Annotated in this window: 20 protein-coding genes, 1 tRNA gene and 1 pseudogene; 19 read left to right on the top strand and 3 right to left on the bottom strand. The window is 38.4% G+C overall.

What is annotated here, in order from left to right:
• The first annotated feature begins 743 nt into the window (after window positions 1-743).
• The 4 genes from HMPREF9182_RS04355 (at window position 744) to HMPREF9182_RS04340 (ending at window position 3516) form a co-directional block, all read left to right on the top strand.
• On the top strand, window positions 744-1736 hold the full coding sequence (locus tag HMPREF9182_RS04355; RefSeq protein WP_009754713.1) for an ABC transporter ATP-binding protein: 993 nt from the start codon (window positions 744-746) through the stop codon (window positions 1734-1736).
• A gap of 1 nt (window position 1737) precedes the next feature.
• Complete coding sequence (locus HMPREF9182_RS04350) at window positions 1738-2556, top strand: ABC transporter permease (RefSeq protein WP_037602692.1); 819 nt, start codon at window positions 1738-1740, stop codon at window positions 2554-2556.
• Between the two features lies 1 nt (window position 2557).
• Window positions 2558-3343 (top strand): ABC transporter permease, encoded by a 786-nt coding sequence (locus HMPREF9182_RS04345; protein WP_009754921.1) that lies wholly within the window; start codon window positions 2558-2560, stop codon window positions 3341-3343.
• Between the two features lie 100 nt (window positions 3344-3443).
• Window positions 3444-3516 (top strand) — tRNA-Thr (locus HMPREF9182_RS04340).
• Window positions 3517-3568: 52 nt separating this feature from the next.
• Here the strand turns inward: HMPREF9182_RS04340 and HMPREF9182_RS04335 are convergent.
• Window positions 3569-3832: a SemiSWEET family transporter gene (locus tag HMPREF9182_RS04335; RefSeq protein ID WP_002902394.1), complete on the bottom strand. Its 264-nt coding sequence runs from the start codon at window positions 3830-3832 to the stop codon at window positions 3569-3571.
• A gap of 272 nt (window positions 3833-4104) precedes the next feature.
• On the opposite strand from HMPREF9182_RS04335, the gene HMPREF9182_RS04330 reads away from it, so the two are divergent.
• The 11 genes and pseudogenes from HMPREF9182_RS04330 (at window position 4105) to HMPREF9182_RS04280 (ending at window position 13004) form a co-directional block, all read left to right on the top strand.
• Window positions 4105-4551: a LytTR family DNA-binding domain-containing protein gene (locus tag HMPREF9182_RS04330; RefSeq protein ID WP_009754375.1), complete on the top strand. Its 447-nt coding sequence runs from the start codon at window positions 4105-4107 to the stop codon at window positions 4549-4551.
• Between the two features lie 16 nt (window positions 4552-4567).
• Window positions 4568-5224, top strand: coding sequence for a LiaF transmembrane domain-containing protein (locus tag HMPREF9182_RS04325; RefSeq protein WP_037602690.1), 657 nt, complete (start codon window positions 4568-4570; stop codon window positions 5222-5224).
• A gap of 158 nt (window positions 5225-5382) precedes the next feature.
• The gene (rpmB, locus tag HMPREF9182_RS04320; RefSeq protein WP_001140948.1) at window positions 5383-5571 is read left to right on the top strand and encodes a 50S ribosomal protein L28; all 189 of its coding nucleotides are present in this window, start codon (window positions 5383-5385) and stop codon (window positions 5569-5571) included.
• A gap of 174 nt (window positions 5572-5745) precedes the next feature.
• Complete coding sequence (locus HMPREF9182_RS04315; protein WP_008809648.1) at window positions 5746-6111, top strand: Asp23/Gls24 family envelope stress response protein; 366 nt, start codon at window positions 5746-5748, stop codon at window positions 6109-6111.
• Between the two features lie 2 nt (window positions 6112-6113).
• Window positions 6114-7778: a DAK2 domain-containing protein gene (locus tag HMPREF9182_RS04310; RefSeq protein ID WP_009754338.1), complete on the top strand. Its 1665-nt coding sequence runs from the start codon at window positions 6114-6116 to the stop codon at window positions 7776-7778.
• 237 nt (window positions 7779-8015) lie between these two features.
• Complete coding sequence (locus tag HMPREF9182_RS04305) at window positions 8016-8891, top strand: ABC transporter ATP-binding protein (protein WP_009443121.1); 876 nt, start codon at window positions 8016-8018, stop codon at window positions 8889-8891.
• Window positions 8892-8901: 10 nt separating this feature from the next.
• Window positions 8902-9636 (top strand): ABC transporter permease, encoded by a 735-nt coding sequence (locus HMPREF9182_RS04300; protein ID WP_009754761.1) that lies wholly within the window; start codon window positions 8902-8904, stop codon window positions 9634-9636.
• Window positions 9637-9640: 4 nt separating this feature from the next.
• Window positions 9641-10740, top strand: a pseudogene (locus HMPREF9182_RS04295) (sensor histidine kinase).
• A complete protein-coding gene (locus HMPREF9182_RS04290; protein WP_009443226.1) occupies window positions 10737-11336 on the top strand; it encodes a response regulator transcription factor in 600 nt (199 codons plus the stop codon). The pseudogene HMPREF9182_RS04295 and the gene HMPREF9182_RS04290 overlap by 4 nt, the downstream one beginning before the upstream one ends.
• A gap of 446 nt (window positions 11337-11782) precedes the next feature.
• Complete coding sequence (locus tag HMPREF9182_RS04285; protein WP_009754940.1) at window positions 11783-12670, top strand: SPFH domain-containing protein; 888 nt, start codon at window positions 11783-11785, stop codon at window positions 12668-12670.
• Window positions 12671-12785: 115 nt separating this feature from the next.
• A complete protein-coding gene (locus tag HMPREF9182_RS04280; protein WP_009443919.1) occupies window positions 12786-13004 on the top strand; it encodes a capsule biosynthesis transcriptional regulator in 219 nt (72 codons plus the stop codon).
• Window positions 13005-13250: 246 nt separating this feature from the next.
• Here HMPREF9182_RS04280 and HMPREF9182_RS04275 read toward each other — a convergent pair whose 3' ends face one another.
• Both HMPREF9182_RS04275 and HMPREF9182_RS04270 read right to left on the bottom strand, forming a co-directional pair.
• Window positions 13251-13991, bottom strand: a complete 741-nt coding sequence (locus HMPREF9182_RS04275; RefSeq protein ID WP_009754950.1) for an amino acid ABC transporter ATP-binding protein — start codon at window positions 13989-13991, stop codon at window positions 13251-13253.
• Window positions 13988-15553, bottom strand: a complete 1566-nt coding sequence (locus tag HMPREF9182_RS04270) for an ABC transporter substrate-binding protein/permease (protein ID WP_009443608.1) — start codon at window positions 15551-15553, stop codon at window positions 13988-13990. The genes HMPREF9182_RS04275 and HMPREF9182_RS04270 overlap by 4 nt, the downstream gene beginning before the upstream one ends.
• Window positions 15554-15718: 165 nt before the next feature.
• On the opposite strand from HMPREF9182_RS04270, the gene HMPREF9182_RS04265 reads away from it, so the two are divergent.
• The 4 genes from HMPREF9182_RS04265 to HMPREF9182_RS04250 all read left to right on the top strand — a co-directional run bounded on the left by HMPREF9182_RS04265 (window position 15719) and on the right by HMPREF9182_RS04250 (window position 20589).
• On the top strand, window positions 15719-17638 hold the full coding sequence (locus tag HMPREF9182_RS04265; protein ID WP_009754827.1) for a DUF2207 domain-containing protein: 1920 nt from the start codon (window positions 15719-15721) through the stop codon (window positions 17636-17638).
• A gap of 91 nt (window positions 17639-17729) precedes the next feature.
• Complete coding sequence (locus HMPREF9182_RS04260; protein WP_009443635.1) at window positions 17730-18575, top strand: undecaprenyl-diphosphate phosphatase; 846 nt, start codon at window positions 17730-17732, stop codon at window positions 18573-18575.
• Window positions 18576-18698: 123 nt separating this feature from the next.
• On the top strand, window positions 18699-19427 hold the full coding sequence (mecA, locus tag HMPREF9182_RS04255; protein WP_009443434.1) for an adaptor protein MecA: 729 nt from the start codon (window positions 18699-18701) through the stop codon (window positions 19425-19427).
• 1 nt (window position 19428) lies between these two features.
• The gene (locus tag HMPREF9182_RS04250; RefSeq protein ID WP_009754438.1) at window positions 19429-20589 is read left to right on the top strand and encodes a glycosyltransferase family 4 protein; all 1161 of its coding nucleotides are present in this window, start codon (window positions 19429-19431) and stop codon (window positions 20587-20589) included.
• The last annotated feature ends 71 nt before the right edge of the window (window positions 20590-20660 follow it).

The raw sequence follows: 20660 nt of genomic DNA, 5'->3' as shown, positions 1-20660 counted from the left end.
CTGGTACTTCCTTTTTTGTTGTCAAACATTCAAAAACGGAAAAGAGAATTTATGGAAGAATTGAAAAACACAGATAAAAAGAGCATTGGCAAAAATAGAAACTTATCAAACCTAGCCTTACGATTTGTGGTAAATTTAATTTAATATTTTATCTCTAATTAGTCACACTTTTTATAGAATTGAGGGGGAACAATGGAACTTTCCTACTATTTAACATGTTTGGTTGAAATCTTAAATAGAGCGTTTCACGTTGAAATAGGAAGGATGGAGAATAAATAAACTATGTTCAGAAGGTAAAGCTGAATCTAGCTAAACAGTACAAAACAGGAGGTTGGGACAAAAGTCCTAGCCTCTCAATTGTCTTTGGATTGTCGAGCAAGACGCAGTGGTTGAGTGGGCTCTACTACGCTGATTTCATCAGCTTTTACAGCCCTACTCAACTGTGCGGAGGTGGGGCGACGAAATCGAATTCTAACGAATTACCGATTTCTGTCCCACTCTCTTTTTGGTGTTTTAAGGAAACTATTAAACCAGAAGTTTGTATTAAAAGTATTATTTTTAGAGAGAAATTTTTAATTTCATGATCTATAGGCAAACGCTTGCATTCTATTTTTTGTTGGACTATAATAGGTTGGTATAAAGCCTTCTGTAATAATAAAATTTAGAAGGTGTAGAAAGTAAAGATTTAGAATACTTGTGTTTGAAAATACGATTTTCTATTCCTTACGATAAGGGAGATAGATATGGCAATGATAGAAGTAAAACATCTTCAGAAAAATTTTGTGAAGACAGTAAAGGAACCTGGTTTGAAGGGAGCTTTGCGCTCCTTTATTCATCCTGAAAAGCAGACCTTTGAAGCGGTCAAGGATTTATCTTTTGAGGTTCCTAAAGGACAGATTTTAGGCTTTATCGGAGCAAATGGTGCGGGCAAGTCAACAACCATTAAAATGCTGACTGGGATTTTGAAGCCAACATCTGGTTTTTGTCGGATTAATGGCAAGATTCCACAGGATAATCGGCAAGACTATGTTAAGGATATTGGAGTGGTTTTTGGACAACGAACCCAGTTGTGGTGGGATTTGGCTTTGCAAGAGACCTATGCGGTCTTAAAAGAGATTTACGATGTGCCAGACTCACTCTTTTATAAGCGGATGGATTTTTTGAATGAAGTCTTGGATTTGAAGGAATTCATCAAGGACCCCGTGCGAACTCTTTCGCTTGGCCAACGGATGCGAGCTGATATTGCGGCTTCTTTGCTCCACAATCCCAAAGTCCTATTTTTGGATGAGCCAACTATTGGTTTGGATGTCTCTGTCAAGGATAATATTCGTCAAGCTATCACCCAGATTAACCAGGAAGAGCATACAACGATTCTGTTGACCACTCATGACTTGAGTGATATTGAGCAATTATGTGATCGGATCTTTATGATTGACAAAGGGAAAGAGATTTTTGATGGTACAGTCACCCAACTCAAGGAAACCTTTGGGAAGATGAAGACTCTTTCTTTTGAACTAGTTCCTGGTCAAAGTCAGCGGAGCTCTCACTATGTAGGTATGTCCGATATGAATGTTGAAAGATCGGAAAATAGCCTTAGCATCCAATATGATAGTTCACGCTATCAAACGGCTGATATTATCAAGCAAACCTTGTCAGATTTTGAGATTCGAGATTTGAAGATGGTGGATACGGATATTGAGGATATTATCCGTCGCTTCTATCGAAAGGAGCTCTAAGATGTTCAAAATATGGAGACGTTATAAACCTTTCATAAATGCTGGAATCCAGGAATTGATTACCTATCGAGTGAATTTCTTTCTCTATAGAGTTGGGGATGTAATGGGGGCCTTTGTAGCTTTCTATCTCTGGAAGGCAGTTTTTGATTCTTCACAGGAGTCCTTGATTCAGGGGTTTAGCATGGCTGACATCACCCTTTACATTATTATGAGTTTCATTACCAGTCTTCTGACTAAATCAGATAGTTCTTTTATGATTGGCGATGAGGTTAAGGATGGTTCTATTATCATGCGTTTGTTGAGACCAGTGCATTTTGCAGCTTCTTATCTTTTCACAGAGATTGGCTCTAAATGGTTGATTTTTGCGAGTGTCGGACTTCCTTTTTTAAGTGTGATTGTCATGATGCAAATCTTCTCAGGACAAGATATGGTTGATGTTTTAGTACGAACGCTAATTTATCTGTTTAGTTTAACCTTAGCTTACCTGATTAATTTTTTCTTTAACATCTGTTTTGGTTTCTCAGCCTTTGTTTTTAAAAATTTATGGGGCTCCAATCTTCTTAAAAATTCGCTGGTGGCTTTTATGTCTGGAAGTTTGATTCCCTTGGCTTTCTTTCCTAAGATTATCTCAGATATTCTGTCGTTTTTGCCTTTTTCATCCTTGATTTACACTCCGGTTATGATCATTGTTGGGAAATACAACACGAGTCAGATTTTTTATGCTCTCTTGCTACAGTTATTTTGGCTTTTGGTGCTGGTGGGCTTGTCTCAGATGATTTGGAAAAGAGTCCAGTCTTACATTACCATTCAAGGAGGTTAGCATGAAAAAATATCAACGGATGCATCTGATTTTTATCAGACAATACTTAAAGCAAGTCATGGAGTACAAGGTTGATTTTGTAGTTGGTGTCTTAGGAGTTTTCCTGACTCAAGGTTTGAATCTCTTGTTTCTAAATGTTCTCTTTCAGCACATTCCCTCGCTAGAAGGTTGGACCTTCCAAGAAATTGCCTTTATCTATGGCTTTTCCTTGATTCCAAAGGGACTGGATCATCTATTTTTTGATAATCTTTGGGCATTAGGACAACGGTTGGTGAGAAAGGGAGAATTTGATAAGTACTTGACTCGTCCCATCAATCCCCTCTTTCATATCTTAGTTGAAACCTTTCAAATCGATGCTTTAGGCGAGCTCTTAGTCGGAGGCGTCCTATTAGCAACGACAGCTACCAGTATAAACTGGAGTTTATCTAAAATTTTACTTTTCTTAGTCTGCATTCCTTTTACGACTTTGATCTATACTTCTTTGAAAATTGCGACGGCTAGTATCGCTTTTTGGACCAAGCAATCAGGCGCTATGATCTATATATTTTATATGTTCAATGACTTTGCTAAATATCCGATTTCGATTTACCATTCGCTTCTTCGATGGTTGATTAGCTTTATTGTTCCCTTTGCTTTTACAGCCTATTATCCAGCTAGCTATTTTTTGCAAGAAAAGAATGGTCTCTTTAATATCGGCGGCTTGATTCTAATTTCTCTAATTCTATTTGCTATTTCACTGAAATTCTGGGATAGAGGATTAGATGCTTATGAGAGTGCAGGTTCGTAAGATGAATCCTATCAAAGCCTTGTCTTGGGACAGGCTTTTTCTCATCCTGACGAAAATTCCTTGACATCTATTCTCAGAGTGCTATACTAAAAGGGTAATTGCCGACTTAGCTCAGTTGGTAGAGCAACGCACTCGTAACGCGTAGGTCACAGGTTCGATCCCTGCAGTCGGCAGAAAGAAAACCAGCAACTTTTTCATGGGTTGCTGGTTTTGTTTATATAATTTTTATAAAGAAGTAAGAAAAGTTAGACCGCCTAATATCACTCCTGCCGCATTGGGAATGATGAGAATCCAGTCTTTTTTAGGTTCTTTGGTCCAACCATAGATTACCCAAATTAAACAAGAAACTGCTGCGAATAGTGGTTGGAATGGTTGAGCTTTTTCTCCTTGCAAGTTAGCGATAATTTGTGGAATATATGCAATAAAGACAAGAATCCCAATAAAAGCTCCAATAGATCCGACAAATCGATTAATTTTTTGTTTGGACATACAATACCTCCTGAGGTTTCATTATATCAGAAAGAAAAAAGTTTTCAAATTTACTTAATCATAAAATGAGACAGATATTCAATATTTGTACATTGTATTTTTATTTTAAATGAATTTATTGTAGATCCTAAGATGAGAAATCAAGTTTGCTTAACAATTTTTGAGAAGGGTAAGCAACCACTTACCATCTCAAAATAACCACTTACTGAAAATCTCTTGTTTCTTTTTAGAAAATTGCTATAATGAAGTCAGAAATAAGGAAAGGAGAGATTATGAAAATAAGGATTGAGCTAGATGCTGATTTGGTAGAGACAGAAGTTGTTATTCGAGCGGGTCAGTACAATGAAGAAATAGCTCGTATTCAACAGGCGCTTGAACAAGCGAATACGCAACCGATTGCCTTCTATAAAGATACGAGTGAATATTTTGTCGATTTGATGAATATTTTATTCTTTGAAACGGATGGCGCAAAAATCTTTGCACATGCTAGAGATAATGCTTATGAAGTAAAGTTGAAATTGTATGAATTGGAAGAACGACTTCCGGCTTATTTTTGCCGGATTTCAAAGTCAACGATTACCAATGCTAAAGCGATTTATGCTTTAGATAAGTCCTTTTCGGGGACTAGCACGATTCAATTTTATGACACACACAAGCAAGTGCATGTCTCTCGACACTATTATCAGATTTTAAAAGAAAAGTTAAATGAAATGAGGTAAGAAATATGAAAAAACAATTATTGGCTTAGGATTTATTGTTCTGGCTGCGGTAGTTTTACTCCAAGGACAGTTTGGTTTTCCTTATTTGAACATTAATATTTGGACTCTTGCAGTGATTGCGGGCTTTGCTTATTTTTCAATCGAGAATTTTATGAAGCGAAATATGGCTGCTGGTTTTATATTTGGCTACATTGCTTTAGTCATCGCAAATAGTCACTATCACTTCCTGCAAATTTCGAGTGGTACCCTTTTTGGAGCAAGTGTTTTGGCCTGTATCGGCTTAAGCCTGATTTTTAAACCCCAAAAAATTTGGACGAACAGCCGTTTCTGGCATGAAAAAAGCATCTCATCTAAAGAAGGAGATATTGCTTTTGGCAGTGGGACGCGCTATATTAATTCTGAAAATTTCACATATGATAAGCTAGATTGCTCTTTTGGCAGCGCGTCTGTTTATTTTGATAACGCGACTATTCTTGAAGGATACGCTACCTTTGAAGTGGAATTATCATTTGGTAGTGTGACTTTATATGTCCCAAGCAACTGGCGAGTAGAAATAGATGTGGATAACGCTTTTGGATCTGTTTCTCATCCGCGTAATGTGAATGAAAAGGATAGGACTTTATATGTTAAGGGTGATGTTGCCTTTGGCTCTTTGAAGATTGTTTATATCTAAGATTGTTTTGCTTAAAGTTTTTAATTACCTGGGAAAACGGATTAATTTTTAAAGTTTAGGGAAATAGACTTGCCAAACGAAAAGTTTTTTGGTAGTATAGTAAGGTATGTGGTGCTAGCACATCCGTTATATTAGATCTAATAGGAGGAAACACGAAAATGGCTAAAGTATGTTATTTTACTGGTCGTAAGACTGTATCAGGCAACAACCGCTCTCACGCGATGAACCAAACCAAACGTGCTGTGAAACCAAATCTTCAAAAAGTTACTGTTTTAATCGATGGTAAACCTAAAAAAGTTTGGGCTTCTGCTCGTGCTCTTAAATCAGGTAAAGTTGAACGCGTTTAATTAATAAGGTAAAGGAGCCTATCAGGCTCTTTTTCTTTGGGATTGTAGATATAGAGGGTTTATATGGACTGCGCCTTGCTAATTGTAGCTTTTCGGAGTTATTCTTGCCCTTCTCTTTTACAGCCCGTCTAAAATATGGTAAAATAAACTATAAAAACTTTAGAGGTACTTGTCATGACTGTAAAAATCAATACAAAAGATGGCCAAATTGAGTTGACTGATGATGTCATTGCAACAATTGTTGGTGGAGCAGCGACTGAGATTTTTGGCGTAGTAGGTATGGCTAGCAAAAATGCAATTAAAGATAATTTTCAAGCTCTTTTAGGGAAGGAAAATTATTCAAAAGGTGTAGTTGTCAGAACCACAGAAGAAGGAAGCATTGCAGTTGATGTTTTTGCAGTACTTAGTTACGGAACAAAGATTAGTGAAGTTTCAAAAAACATTCAAGAGCGCGTGAAATTTAGCTTAGAAAATCAACTAGGCATCACAGCACAAACGGTGAATGTTTATATTCAAAATATCAAGGTCGTAGGAGAATAATCGTGTCAAATATTACAACTAGTTTATTTCAAGAAATGGTGCAAGCAGCATCAACTCGTCTGAATAAACAAGCAGAATATGTGAATTCTTTAAATGTCTTTCCTGTACCTGATGGTGATACTGGAACCAATATGGGAATGACTATCGAAAATGGAGCTAAGGAAGTTTCTAATAAATCAGCTTCTACAGTTGGTGAAGTAGCGAATATTTTTGCTAAAGGTCTTTTAATGGGCGCGCGTGGAAACTCTGGTGTCATTACTTCTCAGCTTTTCCGTGGTTTTTCACAAAGTGTGAAAGATAAAACAGAATTAGACGGACATGATTTAGCACATGCTTTTCAGTCAGGTGTTGAAGTGGCGTATAAGGCTGTTATGAAGCCAGTTGAAGGAACGATTTTGACCGTTTCTCGTGGGGCAGCGATCGGAGCCAAGAAAAAAGCTGAAGAAACGGATGATGCTGTTGAAGTGATGAAAGCAGCGCTTGAAGGAGCTAAGACAGCTTTGGCTAAAACTCCAGATATGCTACCCGTGTTAAAAGAAGTTGGAGTCGTAGACTCTGGTGGTCAAGGGTTGGTCTTTATTTACGAAGGCTTCTTATCTGCATTGACAGGTGAGTATATTGCTTCTGAAGACTTCCAGGCAACCCCTGCCACTATGAGCGAGATGATAAACGCTGAACACCACATGTCTGTTGCGGGACATGTAGCAACTGAAGATATTAAGTTTGGCTACTGTACAGAGATCATGGTATCTTTGAAACAAGGGCCTACTTATGTCAAAGATTTTGACTATGATGAGTTTCGTAACTATCTTAATGATTTGGGAGACTCTCTCTTAGTAGTGAACGACGATGAAATCGTAAAAGTTCACGTTCATACAGAAGACCCAGGCCTTGTTATGCAAGAAGGATTGAAGTATGGTAGTTTAGTCAAAGTCAAAGTAGATAATATGCGTAATCAACATGAAGCGCAGGTCGAAAAAGAAGAAAAAGCCATAAAACCTGCTCAAGAAAAAGAGTACGCTGTTATTGCTGTAGTAGCAGGAGAAGGCTTGGCAGAGATCTTCAAAGCACAAGGAGTTGACTACATCATTTCTGGTGGTCAAACCATGAACCCGTCAACAGAAGATTTTATCAAGGCTGCTGAGCAAGTGAATGCTCGCAACATCATCATCTTGCCAAACAATAAGAATATCTTTATGGCCGCTCAATCCGCAGCAGAAGTTTTAGAACAACCAGTAGCTGTGATTGAAACTAGAACAATTCCACAAGGTTTGACAAGTTTACTTGCTTTTGATGAAAATAAGACTATTGAGGAAAACCATGATCGGATGACAGCTTCCCTGTCAGATGTTGTTAGTGGTAGCGTGACGACTGCTGTCCGTGATACTACGATTGATGGACTCGAGATTCATGAAAATGATAACCTCGGCATGGTTGATGGAAAAATTGTCGTATCAAATCCAGATATGTTTGCGACCTTGACTCAAACCTTTGAAAAGATGCTAGATGAGGACAGTGAAATTGTCACAATCTACATTGGTGAAGAAGGTGATGAAGGCTTGGCAAATAACATTGCTCAAGATTTGATGGAAAAATATGAAGATGTAGAAGTTGAAATCCACCAAGGGAATCAACCTGTTTATCCATATCTTTTCAGTGTGGAATAATCTATTATGTATTTAATTAGTAAAGATCGGAAATTTCCGGTCTTTTTTGTTATGACATTTGTCATATCAAGTGATGACAAAATTAACTAGTGAGAGAATTTTCTTTACCTTATAATAAGGTTAACAAAATGATAAAAGCCTGCTGTAAGAATTAAAAATCATTTAGTTTTTTCTGCTAACTTAGGAAAAATTAAGGAAAGATGCACATGCAGGCTATCAAATCAGAGGAGGAGTAAAATGGAACTGATTGAAGTAAAGAAGCTTTCAAAAAGCATTCGCGGTAAGGAGATTTTAAAGGATATTTCCTTTGAAATCTCCCAAGGTGACTGTGTAGCCTTGATTGGTCCTAACGGAGCAGGGAAAACAACTCTCATGGATTGTTTGCTGGGTGATAAGTTTCTGACAGCAGGTGAAGCAAGAATTCAAGGACTCAAGCCAACTGACACTCATCTCAAGCAGTCGGTAGCGATTTTACCACAGGAAAATACAGTGGTGGAAGATTTGAAGGTCAAGGAACTCTTGACTTTCTTCCAAGCTATTTATCCAAATAGTCTGTCCAATCAAGAAATTGATGACTTGCTGCAATTTACAGACAAGCAAAAGAATCAGTTGGCCAGTAAGCTGTCTGGTGGACAAAAACGTCTCTTCTCTTTTGTTCTGAGTCTGATTGGCCGCCCTAAGATTCTCTTCTTGGACGAACCGACTTCAGCTATGGACACCTCCACTCGTCAGCATTTCTGGGAAATTGTTGATCAGCTCAAGCAGCAGGGAGTGACCATTGTTTATTCCTCTCATTATATCGAAGAAGTTGAGCATACGGCAGATCGGATTTTGGTTCTCCACAAGGGTGAGTTGATTCGGGATACGACTCCTTATGCGATGCGCAGTGAGGAGCAGGAAAAACACTTTACCTTGCCACTGACTTATCAGTCTGTGCTGGAAAAGCTGGATAATGTGACTGATTTAGAAATCAAGCAAAAGGTTTTATCTTTTGCTACTAGGGATGCTGGACAGGTCTGGCAGGTTCTTCAGGAACACGGATGTACAATCGAAGAGATTGAAGTGCGGAATCGCACCCTTTTGGATAGTATTTTTGAAACGACACAAGAATAGGAGAGTAATTATGAACAATATGACAAGTCTTATGAAGGTTGAGTTGATTTTAATGAAGCGGCAGGCGGCATATTATCTCTTGTCCATTGGTCTGCCCAGCGTCTTTTACCTGATTTTTTCAGGAATGATGTCTGCAAGTGATACATCTGAACTTGTGCTTCAAGGCTACCTCTTTTCTATGACTCTTTTTAGTATCATGTCTAGTGCCTTCTTTAGCATACCAAGCACTTTGCAGTCTGATAAAAATAATAACTGGCAAAAAATGATTCAGCACTCGCCGATTTCTATGGTAAAATACTATATATCAAAGCTTTGCAGTACCTTGTTGACTTTTATGCTTTCTATTATCGTAGTCTTCTCAATTGGGCATTTTGTTCGCGGGGTTAATCTGCCAATGGTAGACTGGCTTCTTATTGCCGTGATCCTTCTGGTAGGAAGTGTGGTCTTTATTGCCATGGGTGTATTGGTCAGTCTCTTGCCAAGCGCTCAGCTCATGTCTGTAGTGGGCAATATCGTCTATATGGCACTAGCTGTTCTGGGTGGTCTATGGTTCCCTCTGACTATGTTTCCAAAATGGCTCCAGCCAATCGGTAAGTTGACGCCAAGTTATCAACTGATGCAAGTCGTGTCTTCTTATCTAGAACACCATCAGTTCAATGGCAAGGCAGCTTTGATTGTTCTGATTTATACGGTTTTAGTCAGCATTCTTGTGCTACAACTTAAAAAGCGAATTGAGGTAAAATAAAACCATGTGGGAAAAACTTAAACGAGTCCACTATATGTTTCATATTGCGCTGGTTTTTATCATCTTTCCAGTGGCGGGAGCGATTAGCGGGGAATACCCGCTTTTCCTCTTGCTGTGGACAGCTATTTTTGTTGCGGCTTACTATGCGGTCTTGTTGAGTAACCATCGCCTTATCCAGTTTTTTCTTGGTGGCTCTTGATTGCTTACATATATTATGGTTCTGTCTGGCTAAATACAGGATTTACCTGGTATATTTTTTATCTATCTAATCTGCTGATTTACGAACTAGATGATATTTCTTTTAAATCCTGGCGTTTTTTGACCTTTGTCGCCTTGCAGCCTGCTATTGTGATAACAAATTACTTGTTGGGTCATGTTGGTCCAGCGGAGTTGCTTTTCTTTATTGTAACTTTTCTTTTTTCGGATGGTTTGACTTTTGGTCTCCATCGGATTCAAACGACCGAGCGAATCAAGGAAGAAAAGGTCAAGCAAAATGCCCAGCTGAATCTTTTCCTGGCGGAAAATGAGCGCAATCGGATTGGTCGAGACTTACATGATAGTCTAGGACACACCTTTGCTATGCTCAGTGTTAAGGCGGAGCTGGCTCAGCAGTTTTTGCAGATGGAAGCCTATGACAAGGCAGCAAAAGAACTGCAGGAAGTGCAAGAAATTAGTAAGAAATCAATGGCTGATGTTCGGCGGATTATTAATGATTTAAAGAATCGGACTCTGGACGAGGAACTAGTGACCATTCGAGCCATGCTGGAGATGAGCGGCGTTCAGGTCGAGATAGATAACCAACTCAATGTTGCTAGTATCCCACCGAGTCAGCAGTCAACAATCAGTATGATCTTGCTGGAGGCAGCGACCAATATTATCAAGCATGCCAAGGCTAAAAAGAGTCATTTTTATTTGATGCAGAAAGATGAAAAACTTGTTTTGGACATTCAAGATGATGGTTGTGGTTTTAGACAATTGACGGGTCGGGAGTTGCACAGTATTCGGGAGCGACTGTCTGCCTTATCAGGAAGAGTTGAGATTCTTAGCAGTCAAGATCCAACGTGGATTCGGATTGAATTGCCGTATGGAGGGAAGGATGCATGAAACTTTTATTAGCAGAAGATCAAAGTATGCTGAGAGATGCTCTAGCTCAGCTTTTACAGCTACAGCCAGATGTTGAAGAAGTCTATCAAGCTGCGGATGGGCAGAAGGCTATTGACTGCCTCAAATCAGAAACTGCTGATGTAGCGATTTTGGATGTGGAAATGCCCAACCAGACTGGCCTAGACGTCCTCGAATGGATCAAGGTAAATCGACCAGACGTCAAGGTCATCATCGTTACAACCTTCAAGCGGCCGGGCTACTTTGAGAGAGCTGTTAAGGCGGATGTAGATGCTTATGTACTCAAAGAACGCAGCATTGCGGATTTGATGAAGACCATTCGGACTGTTTTAGCTGGGCAAAAAGAATATTCGCCAGAACTGATGGAGGTATTGATGACCAGTAAAAATCCTCTATCCCAACAGGAGAGGCTAATCCTACAAGCTGCGGCGGATGGTCTATCTAATAAAGAAATCGCTGAAAAACTCTTCCTATCAAATGGAACAGTTCGTAACTATATGTCTGCTATTTTGACTAAGCTTGATGCAGAAAATCGAACAGAAGCTGTCCGAATCGGACAAGAAAGTGGATGGCTCTAACAATCCGGGGGATTGTTAGAGGTTGTGGATAGAATAAACGAAGCTTTCATCAAAACAATCCGTTGTATTATTAGAGGTTTTGCAGAGTGATCACAAAAGTTCAACGGATGCTGTTTACTGTGAAGTCGGGTATAAAGTGAAAAATGGCGTCATTTCAAATATCTAATACAAGGCAACTTATCTTGATTTGCTGACTAGTTTATGGATTTATGTGGCAAGGAGAATGCTTTCTCCTGAGTTTGAATTGTGGTCTATGGATAGAAATAGGCCACTTTTTCTGTGCAAATGTTTATATAAGGAAGTTTTTCAAATTTTATTAATTTTTCTTTGCTCTCGTTTAAGGCTTGTGCTATAATACAATTTATAAATATTGAACCTATCTAAGAGTGCAAAAATCAAGGGATTTAGGCTTCTTACATATGGGTATCAGAAAAAGGAGAACGATGATGGGAATCATTATTTTTATAGTAGTTGTTTTTGCACTTGTTTTATCGGCATTGAGCTCTATCTATGTCGTGAGACAACAATCAGTTGCAATTATTGAACGGTTTGGTCGCTATCAAAAGACAAGTTCAAGTGGTATGAACTTCCGTTTGCCTTTTGGAATTGACAAAATTGCAGCTCGCGTTCAATTACGTTTATTACAAAGTGAGATCATTGTTGAAACAAAAACGCAAGATAACGTCTTTGTTACGATGAATGTTGCAACACAGTATCGGGTAAATGAAAATAATGTTACAGATGCTTATTACAAACTCATGCGCCCAGAGGCTCAAATCAAGTCATATATTGAAGACGCTCTTCGTTCTTCTGTTCCCAAATTAACTCTTGATGAACTATTTGAAAAGAAAGACGAAATCGCACTTGAAGTCCAAAAGCAAGTGGCTGAAGAAATGTCTACTTATGGATACATTATTGTCAAAACTTTGATTACGAAGGTTGAGCCTGATGCAGAAGTGAAACAGTCAATGAATGAAATCAATGCTGCCCAAAGGAAGCGTGTTGCTGCTCAAGAATTGGCGGAAGCAGACAAGATCAAAATCGTTACGGCTGCTGAAGCTGAGGCAGAAAAAGATCGTCTTCATGGGGTTGGTATTGCTGAACAACGTAAGGCTATTGTGGATGGTTTAGCTGACTCAATCAAGGAATTAAAAGGTGCAAATGTAGAGCTTACAGAAGAGCAAATTATGTCTATTCTTTTGACAAATCAATACCTAGATACGCTGAATAATTTTGCAGACAAACAGGGAAATAATACAATTTTTCTTCCAGCAAATCCTGATGGTGTTGAGAGCATTCGAACTCAGATTTTATCTGCCTTAAAAGCAAAATAAGATTTTTTAGAAAATTCTGAAATATTTAATTTCCGCTTCCTATGTTGTTTTTATTGACAAACAAAATAAAAACCTTTAAAATAAATTATCAATACTAATAAGATAGGAGAACGAAATGGCAAAAACGAATTTTGAAAAAGTAGAAGCAGTCGTTGGATGGGTTCGCGAGAAGAAATTAACAGGCTATCGTATCAGTAAAGAGACAACAGCTCGTGAAATGTCCATTATTGCTTTGGCTCAAGGGCGTGCGCAAGTGAAAAATATTTCATTTGAAACTGCTTTGAGTTTGATTGACTTCTATGATAAAAATCGCGATAAATATGAAGATAAATAAGGGGTAGGCTTCGACCTACTTTTTGTTTGTTTTGAACAAAAAGAACATTTTTGGTTCAAAAAATTTTATATAAAATGTTCATTTTGCTTTGAATTGATAAAGAAATAATTCTTCTGAGAAAGAGTAAAAATAGAAACTACGACACTAGTAATTTTCACTAAATAGTTGTTTAAAAATACAGAATATTTTAATTTTAGAGGATAAAAAATACACGTTCATCTAGAAGTAGAGAACGTGTGTTTTTGCTTATTTTAGATAGCGTTGAAGGAATTCCTTAGTGCGTTCTTCTTTGGGGTGAGTGAAGATATCTTCAGGTTTGCCTTCTTCTGCAATGAGGCCTTTATCCATAAAGATGACTCGATGTGACACATCTCGTGCAAATTCCATTTCGTGAGTTACAACAATCATGGTCAAACCTTCTTGTGCAAGTTCCTTCATGATTTTTAAAACTTCTCCAACCATTTCAGGGTCAAGAGCAGAGGTCGGTTCGTCAAAGAGAATGGCATCAGGATTCATGGATAAAGCGCGAGCAATCGCAACGCGTTGCTTTTGTCCACCAGATAGTTGTTTGGGTTTTGCTTGCCAATATTGTTGTCCCATACCAACTTTTTCTAAGTTTTCTTTAGCGATCTTTTCTGCTTCTGTACGTTCGCGCTTGAGAACTGTTGTTTGGGCTACGATAGTATTTTCGAGAACGTTTAGGTTTTCAAAGAGATTAAACGATTGAAATACCATTCCTAATTTTTCGCGATAATGGGTCAAGTCATAACCATCTTTTAAAACATTTTGTCCGCGGTAGAGAATTTCACCTCCGCTTGGCTTTTCTAGCAGATTGATTGAACGAAGAAATGTTGATTTTCCGCTACCTGAACTACCAATGATGGAGATGACTTCTCCCTGATGGATGGTGAGGGAAATATCTTTCAAGACTTGGTTCTCACCATATGATTTTTTAAGATGTTTGATTTCTAAGATCGTTTCTGTCATGATTTCAATTCTCCCGTCTGCATTTGATTGGCTCCAGTAGTGTAGCTGTCAGTATCAAAACGGCGCTCGATAAAGCGTAAAATTCGAGTCACTGTAAAGGTCAAAACAAAGTAGATAACTGCGATGATAGTGAATGTTTGGAAGTATTGGTAGGTTTGAGTGGCGATGGTATTTCCAGAGAAATAGAGTTCAACCACAGAAATAACGTTCAATACAGATGTGTCCTTGATATTAATGACAAATTCGTTCCCTGTTGCAGGCAAGATATTTCGAATGACTTGCGGTAAGACGATTTTACGCATGGTTTGTCCATGAGTCATTCCAAGAGCAGTTGCTGCTTCAAATTGTCCCTTATCGACTGCAAAAATACCTCCGCGAACAATCTCGCTCATATAAGCACCGGTATTAATCGAAACTATGAAAATAGCTGCGATGGTCCGGTCAATAGAAATGCCAAAAGCTTGTGCAGTTCCGTAATAGATGACCATAGACTGAACAATCATAGGTGTGCCACGGAAGATTTCGATATAGACATTGAGGAACCATCCGAATAGTTTCTGCAATATAGCAAGTGCTTTGTTTTTGGATGTCGGAGCTGTACGGAATACTCCGATGAGTAGACCAATCACTAGACCTGCAATAGTTCCTGTGATAGATATGAGTAGCGTTAAACCAGCACCACGAACAAATTGTGGCCAGTTTTCTTTCCAGATTTTAGCAACTTGGCTAAAGAAATTTTGTTTTTCTTCATCGGTCGCTGCTTCAACAGGTTGGTTTTTAATCATCTCATCCATCAGTTTCACTTGATCTGTAGAGCTGATTTTACTGATTGCTGCATTGACTTGCGCAATGCGACTATCATCTTTTCGCATACCAATAGCGATTGAGGAATCTTCTTCTCCTACTTCAAATCCTTTTTTGAATTGAATCATTTTGAAGGCTGTATTTGCTGCTTCGGCTGTCAAAGCTTCAGGTCGCTCTGAAACATAACCATCTATTACTCCAGATTCTAGAGCTTGTCGCATTTGAGCAAAGTCTCCCATGGCAGTTTCTTGTTTGGCTCCAGTTAGTTGAGAGATTAGATTGTATAGATACACACCTTGTTGAGAAGTAATTTTAGCATCTTTGAAATCGTCTAGGCTCTTAGCTTTGGCATAAGCGCCATCCTTTCGAACGAGTACAACAGGTTCGCTTGTATAATAGCTGTTTGAAAATGCTATTTCCTGCTTTCTTTCTGCTGTTGGACTCATGCCGGCGATAATCATGTCAATTTTTCCAGATGTCAAAGCTGGGATAAGCCCATTCCATGCTGTTTTAACAATTAGGGGTTCTTTTCCAAGTTCTTTGGCGATTTTTTTTGCAATTTGCACGTCATAACCGTTGGCATATTGGTTGGTTCCTTCGATTTTGACAGCACCATTAGAGTCATCATCTTGTGTCCAGTTGAAAGGGGCATAGGCAGCTTCCATGCCTATTCGTAGATAATCATCTGCTTGAACAGTTTGGTGGACGCCAACTGTTAGCAAGATGAAAGATAAAATACTAAAAAATATTTTTTTCATAAGTTCTCCCATCTGTATTAAAAAGTAGTTCTATTTATTGTACAAGAAAAAGCTGAGCTTTTCAATCGTAGAAAGCCTTTACTTGAAAAAAATGATATAATAAAATGAAAAATTGGTAAAAATCAAATGGCATGCAAGACCAAATGTGATTGAGGAGGAGTGAAGGTGAAAAAAGGGACATTTATGATGGTGTCGCTCTTATTTTTAGGGAGTTTATTTTTTTCTTTTCATGCTTGGGCAGATGAGATTGATAGCCGAATTGAGCGATATGATGGGAAATTAGAGCTTCATCATGATAATACGGCGACATTTATAGAGGAAGTGACTTTTGTTTATGATGATCCTTACAATGGACAATATATCACCTTAGGCCAAGCCGGGAAGGTCCCAAAAGGCTTTCAGATCGAATCAAACCCGGATGTAAAGATCGAAACAAATGGACTTGCTAAGGAGCCTCAAAGTGTTGAGGATATTCCGATAGAAGATGGGAAGAAACTCAAGATTTATAATAAGGGCAACAAAGGTGATCGTGTTAAACTCACTATTACCTGGAAATTAAAAAATCTTCTCTTTCTATATCCAGATGTGGCTGAATTAAACTGGATTCCGATTTCGGATTGGGAAGTTGAGATGGATCGTGTTTCATTTATTGTGACAGCTCAGCCAGATCCAAGTGCTCGTTTGGTTGCGCATACTGGCTTTTTTAAAAAAGATCCAAGTGTACTTCAAACTAAAAAAGGGTTTGAGGTAGCGCTTGACTCTCTTGGCAAAGGACATCACTTTGAGTTACATGGTATTTGGAGCAGATCTCTTTTTAGCCAGACCTTAGCCAATGATAGCAATGTAACGAATCGACGAGCGACTTTTGAGAAACAAGAAAAAGAAATAATTGAAAAAACACAGCTCTATCATTTACTTGTTTATACGCTGGTGCCTGTGCTAATTTTAGTGGGATTTGTTGTAGCGATTTATTATTTGATTTGCTTCTTTAAGAAAACATATCAAAAAGCGCAGTTTGAAAATAAAGCTAGGCTTTATGAGATTCCGCAAGAACTCCCGCCAATGGTAGTGGCCCTCAATCTCTATGATGTAGACGTTGAGGCGGTAGGACCTGTACAACGAAAAAAAGGGCGTCTATCTTTTTCAAACTTGGTACAGGCAACCTTGCTTGATTTGATAGATAGAGGTAATATACGATATGTATCAAGTGGCAAAACACATCAGCTGGAAATTGTGCACTATGAAGGAATGGCAGACTTTGAGTTGACTTTTGTAGAGATGGTGTTTGGTGAAAGTGATTCGGTTGAACCTGCAACCATGTTTGCGACATATCAGATTGATAAAAAGATATTAAAAGGAGTTCACACGCAAGCCGAAGAAACAAAGGTTCGCAAAGAAGGTAATCAAAAACGAGATCTTTTTATAAAGGATTTGCATAAATTGGCTAGTGAGGTAAAAGAAGAAGAGGAAAAACTGAAGTTGCATCCGCATTTTAGAAGTCTAAATAAAGAAGAAGAGAAAATGATGAACCGTGGATGTATCAGTTATTTATTAGCTTTTGTGCTCCTGTTTATTTCGATGATTGGTTTTGGCCTTCTTTTTGGAGAGTTCTTTTGGAATTATTTTTTGTGGATTTTACTAGCTTTTATGATTGGGATTCCATTGGGGTCTTTGGTGACCAAGCGTAGTAAGGACTTATTGAGCGAAGATTTTATGGATGAAATCGTTGCGTGGCGAAGTTTTGCGAATATGTTGCGTGATATTGCAAAGCTTGACAAGACAGAGGTTGAGGGACTTGTCCTATGGAATCGTCTTCTGGTATATGCGACATTGTTTGGTTATGCCAAGAGGGTTAGTGCTGTGATGAAAATTCGCGCTATTCATCTGGAAAATCAAGGACTCGAAGATTTCGTTCTTACCAATCAAAGTCTTTCCTTTGCAAGTGGCGTCACCTTATTAAATGGCTATATGCAGACTGCAGATACAGCGAGCAATTTCTCGATTTCTAGTGGCGGTAGCTCTGGCGGATTTGATGGCGGTGGCTTCTCTGGAGGGGGAGGCGGAGGAGGGGGAGGTTCCTTCTAAGAATTTCCTGCCTCCACAGTTTTTTATTGAAATTTTTTGTGATGTTTTTTATAATTTTTAAAAAAGTAATATAGTAAGTTTAGGAGCAAATATGTTTCTCATTGAGATGATAAAGTCCATTGTATTTGGAATTATTGAAGGGATTACAGAGTGGTTACCCATTTCTAGTACGGGACATTTGATTTTAGTTCAGGAATTCATTCATTATCAAAAACCAAATGATGCGTTTATGGAAATGTTTAACGTTGTGATTCAATTAGGTGCCATTTTGGCGGTTGTTGTGTTGTATTTCGATAAGCTGAATCCTTTTAAACCAGGTAAAACACCTCGACAAATTCAAAAAACATGGCAACTATGGGCAAAAGTCGTGATCGCCTCTCTACCTGCCGTTGTCATTGGTATCCCCTTAGATAATTGGTTTGAAGCTCATTTTCATAATTTTGTATCAGTGGCTGTCATGCTTATTATTTATGGTGTTGTTTTTATTCTTTTGGAGCGACGCAATCAAGGTGTGAAGCCTGTGGTGACTGATTTAGAAAAATTACCGTATAAAACGGCTTTGTATATTGGTTTTTTCCAAGTGCTTTCTCTTTTTCCTGGAACGAGTCGCTCAGGAGCAACAATTGTCGGAGGCCTTTTAAATGGCACTAGTCGTTCCGTTGTAACAGAATTTACCTTTTTCCTGGGAATTCCAGTTATGTTTGGAGCTAGTGGGATCAAGGTACTCAAATTTATCCTAAAAGGTAACAGTCTTGATCTAGCGCAATTCGCTTTACTATTGGTAGCAATGGTAGTTGCCTTTGGTGTAAGCATGTATGTGATTCGTTTCTTGACTGACTACGTTAAAAAGCATGATTTCACTATTTTTGGAAAATACCGAATCGGTCTTGGTGCATTGCTATTGGTCTATTGGATTTTCAAGTCCCTATTTGCATAGTTGAGAAGAGAGTTGGATGCGACTCTCTTTGTTTTGTCATTCATTATGGACTTAACTTTTATTTTTGAAAAACAGCCTGGATTTTAGTATAATAGAAAGACCAGTAATGTGCGAGGTATATCAATGGAAATGAAACAAATAAGTGAATCGACGATTAAGATCACGATTCAGTTAGAAGATTTAGAAGAGCATGGGATGGAAATGGCAGATTTTCTGGTGCCTCAGGAAAAAACAGAAGAATTTTTTTATACGATTTTAGATGAGTTAGAGATGCCAGAGAGCTTTTTAGACAGTGGCATGTTGAGTTTTCGAGTGACACCAAAGCCAGATAAGTTGGATGTTTTTGTAACGAAGTCAAAAGTGGATAAAAATCTGAACTTTGAAGATTTGGCTGACTTGCCGGATATGGAGGAACTGTCTCAGATGTCTCCGGACGAATTTTTGAAGACTTTAGAAAAAAATATTTTTGAAAAGAGTCAGGAAGACATAGAAGCTGTTAAGTTGCTAGAAAAAACAGAAGCAAACGAGATGGACGCTACTGAGGAAGAAGGGGAAATAGAACGGTACATCTACTATATTTTGCGCTTCGCTGACTTAAAACATGTTATAGCTTTTACAAAAACAATTGACTACCCAGCGGATACTTCTGAATTATATAAAATGGAGAATCATTATTACTTGACAATCCTGGTGGATATAGAAAATAAACCGACACTTTATCCTGCTTGGTTGTTAGCAGCAATGCGCGAGCATGCAGAAGACACAGATACTACACGAGCGTTGCTTCAAGAACATGGGCATTTGTTGATTATAACAGATGCAGTCAAACATCTCCAAAAGGTACAATGCTGATATGGTTACATTCCCTTTAAAATTTATTATCGTTTTACTTGCTACCTTTTTTATTGGTATATTTTTGACACCATTAGTCCGTCTTTTAGCTTTTAAAATTGATGCAGTAGATTATCCCAACGCCCGCCGTATCAATAAAAAGCCCATGCCTAGTGCAGGTGGTTTGGCAGTCGTTAGTGCTTTTTCGATTGCGACTTTGATATTTATGCCCATGATTGTCCAGGTTTCTTTACATGGCAAGACTTATTTTGAATATGTATGGCCAGTCGTGGTTGGTGGGGGTGCAATCGCATTAACGGGATTAATTGATGATGTGAAAGAGTTAGCTCCTCTCCCTAAATTGATAGGAATGATTATTGCTGCAAGCCTGATTTGGTTCTTGACAGATTTTCACCTGAGTGATTTTAAATTCCCGTTTGGTGGGCCTCATCTTTTCTTTCCGCCGTGGTTGTCTTTTATCTTAACGATTATTTGGATAGTCTCTATTACAAATGCAGTGAATTTAATGGATGGATTAGATGGCTTAGTGAGTGGTGTATCGATTATTTCACTGTTAACAATGGGGATCGTCTCTTATTTCTTCTTGCCTGATCATAATTTATTTTTGACCTTGACGATTTTTGTTTTGGTTGCTGCCATTGCAGGATTCTTCCCTTACAATTATCATCCCGCTATTATTTATGGCGGTGATACGGGGGCGCTTTTTATTGGTTTTATGATTTCAGTATTATCTTTACAAGGCTTGAAAAATGCGACAGCAGTTGCAGTTGTAACCCCTATGATTATTCTTGGGGTGCCAATTGCTGATACCTTTCTTGCGATTGTTCGTCGTAAGCTGTCCGGGAAAAAAATCTATCAGCCAGATCGAGGGCATTTGCATCACCGTTTGCTTTCTTTAGGGTTGACCCATAGAGGAACGGTTCTTGTGATTTATGGCATTTCGCTTATTTTTGCGACAATTTCACTTTTGCTTAATATTTCGAGTAGAGTGGGTGGAGTACTGTTAGTAATAGGATTGCTTTTTGGTGTAGAGTTATTAGCGGAGCTTATCGAAGTTTTAGGCCCTAATCGTACACCATTACTGAATCTCCTTCGCTTTATCGGAAATTCATCTTATCGTGAAGAAGTGCGCCAGCGTTGGAAAAATAAAAAACATAAATAAGAACAATTCTAATCAAAATAAAAGCCATTTTGGCTTTTTTTTGCTATACTAGAGAGAGCAAAAATCAATCA

This window comes from Streptococcus sp. oral taxon 056 str. F0418, assembly GCF_000220065.1.
GTDB lineage: Bacteria > Bacillota > Bacilli > Lactobacillales > Streptococcaceae > Streptococcus.
This window is presented reverse-complemented; position numbering and strand designations above follow the sequence as displayed.

Excerpts from the sequence above, each read along its gene's own strand:
- HMPREF9182_RS04355 (WP_009754713.1), top strand. The coding sequence starts at position 744 with ATGGCAATGATAGAAGTAAAACATCTTCAGAAAAATTTTGTGAAGACA.
- HMPREF9182_RS04350 (WP_037602692.1), top strand. The coding sequence starts at position 1,738 with ATGTTCAAAATATGGAGACGTTATAAACCTTTCATAAATGCTGGAATC.
- HMPREF9182_RS04345 (WP_009754921.1), top strand. The coding sequence starts at position 2,558 with ATGAAAAAATATCAACGGATGCATCTGATTTTTATCAGACAATACTTA.
- HMPREF9182_RS04335 (WP_002902394.1), bottom strand. The coding sequence starts at position 3,832 with ATGTCCAAACAAAAAATTAATCGATTTGTCGGATCTATTGGAGCTTTT.
- HMPREF9182_RS04330 (WP_009754375.1), top strand. The coding sequence starts at position 4,105 with ATGAAAATAAGGATTGAGCTAGATGCTGATTTGGTAGAGACAGAAGTT.
- rpmB (WP_001140948.1), top strand. The coding sequence starts at position 5,383 with ATGGCTAAAGTATGTTATTTTACTGGTCGTAAGACTGTATCAGGCAAC.
- HMPREF9182_RS04315 (WP_008809648.1), top strand. The coding sequence starts at position 5,746 with ATGACTGTAAAAATCAATACAAAAGATGGCCAAATTGAGTTGACTGAT.
- HMPREF9182_RS04305 (WP_009443121.1), top strand. The coding sequence starts at position 8,016 with ATGGAACTGATTGAAGTAAAGAAGCTTTCAAAAAGCATTCGCGGTAAG.
- HMPREF9182_RS04300 (WP_009754761.1), top strand. The coding sequence starts at position 8,902 with ATGAACAATATGACAAGTCTTATGAAGGTTGAGTTGATTTTAATGAAG.
- HMPREF9182_RS04290 (WP_009443226.1), top strand. The coding sequence starts at position 10,737 with ATGAAACTTTTATTAGCAGAAGATCAAAGTATGCTGAGAGATGCTCTA.
- HMPREF9182_RS04285 (WP_009754940.1), top strand. The coding sequence starts at position 11,783 with ATGGGAATCATTATTTTTATAGTAGTTGTTTTTGCACTTGTTTTATCG.
- HMPREF9182_RS04280 (WP_009443919.1), top strand. The coding sequence starts at position 12,786 with ATGGCAAAAACGAATTTTGAAAAAGTAGAAGCAGTCGTTGGATGGGTT.
- HMPREF9182_RS04275 (WP_009754950.1), bottom strand. The coding sequence starts at position 13,991 with ATGACAGAAACGATCTTAGAAATCAAACATCTTAAAAAATCATATGGT.
- HMPREF9182_RS04270 (WP_009443608.1), bottom strand. The coding sequence starts at position 15,553 with ATGAAAAAAATATTTTTTAGTATTTTATCTTTCATCTTGCTAACAGTT.
- HMPREF9182_RS04260 (WP_009443635.1), top strand. The coding sequence starts at position 17,730 with ATGTTTCTCATTGAGATGATAAAGTCCATTGTATTTGGAATTATTGAA.
- mecA (WP_009443434.1), top strand. The coding sequence starts at position 18,699 with ATGGAAATGAAACAAATAAGTGAATCGACGATTAAGATCACGATTCAG.
- HMPREF9182_RS04250 (WP_009754438.1), top strand. The coding sequence starts at position 19,429 with ATGGTTACATTCCCTTTAAAATTTATTATCGTTTTACTTGCTACCTTT.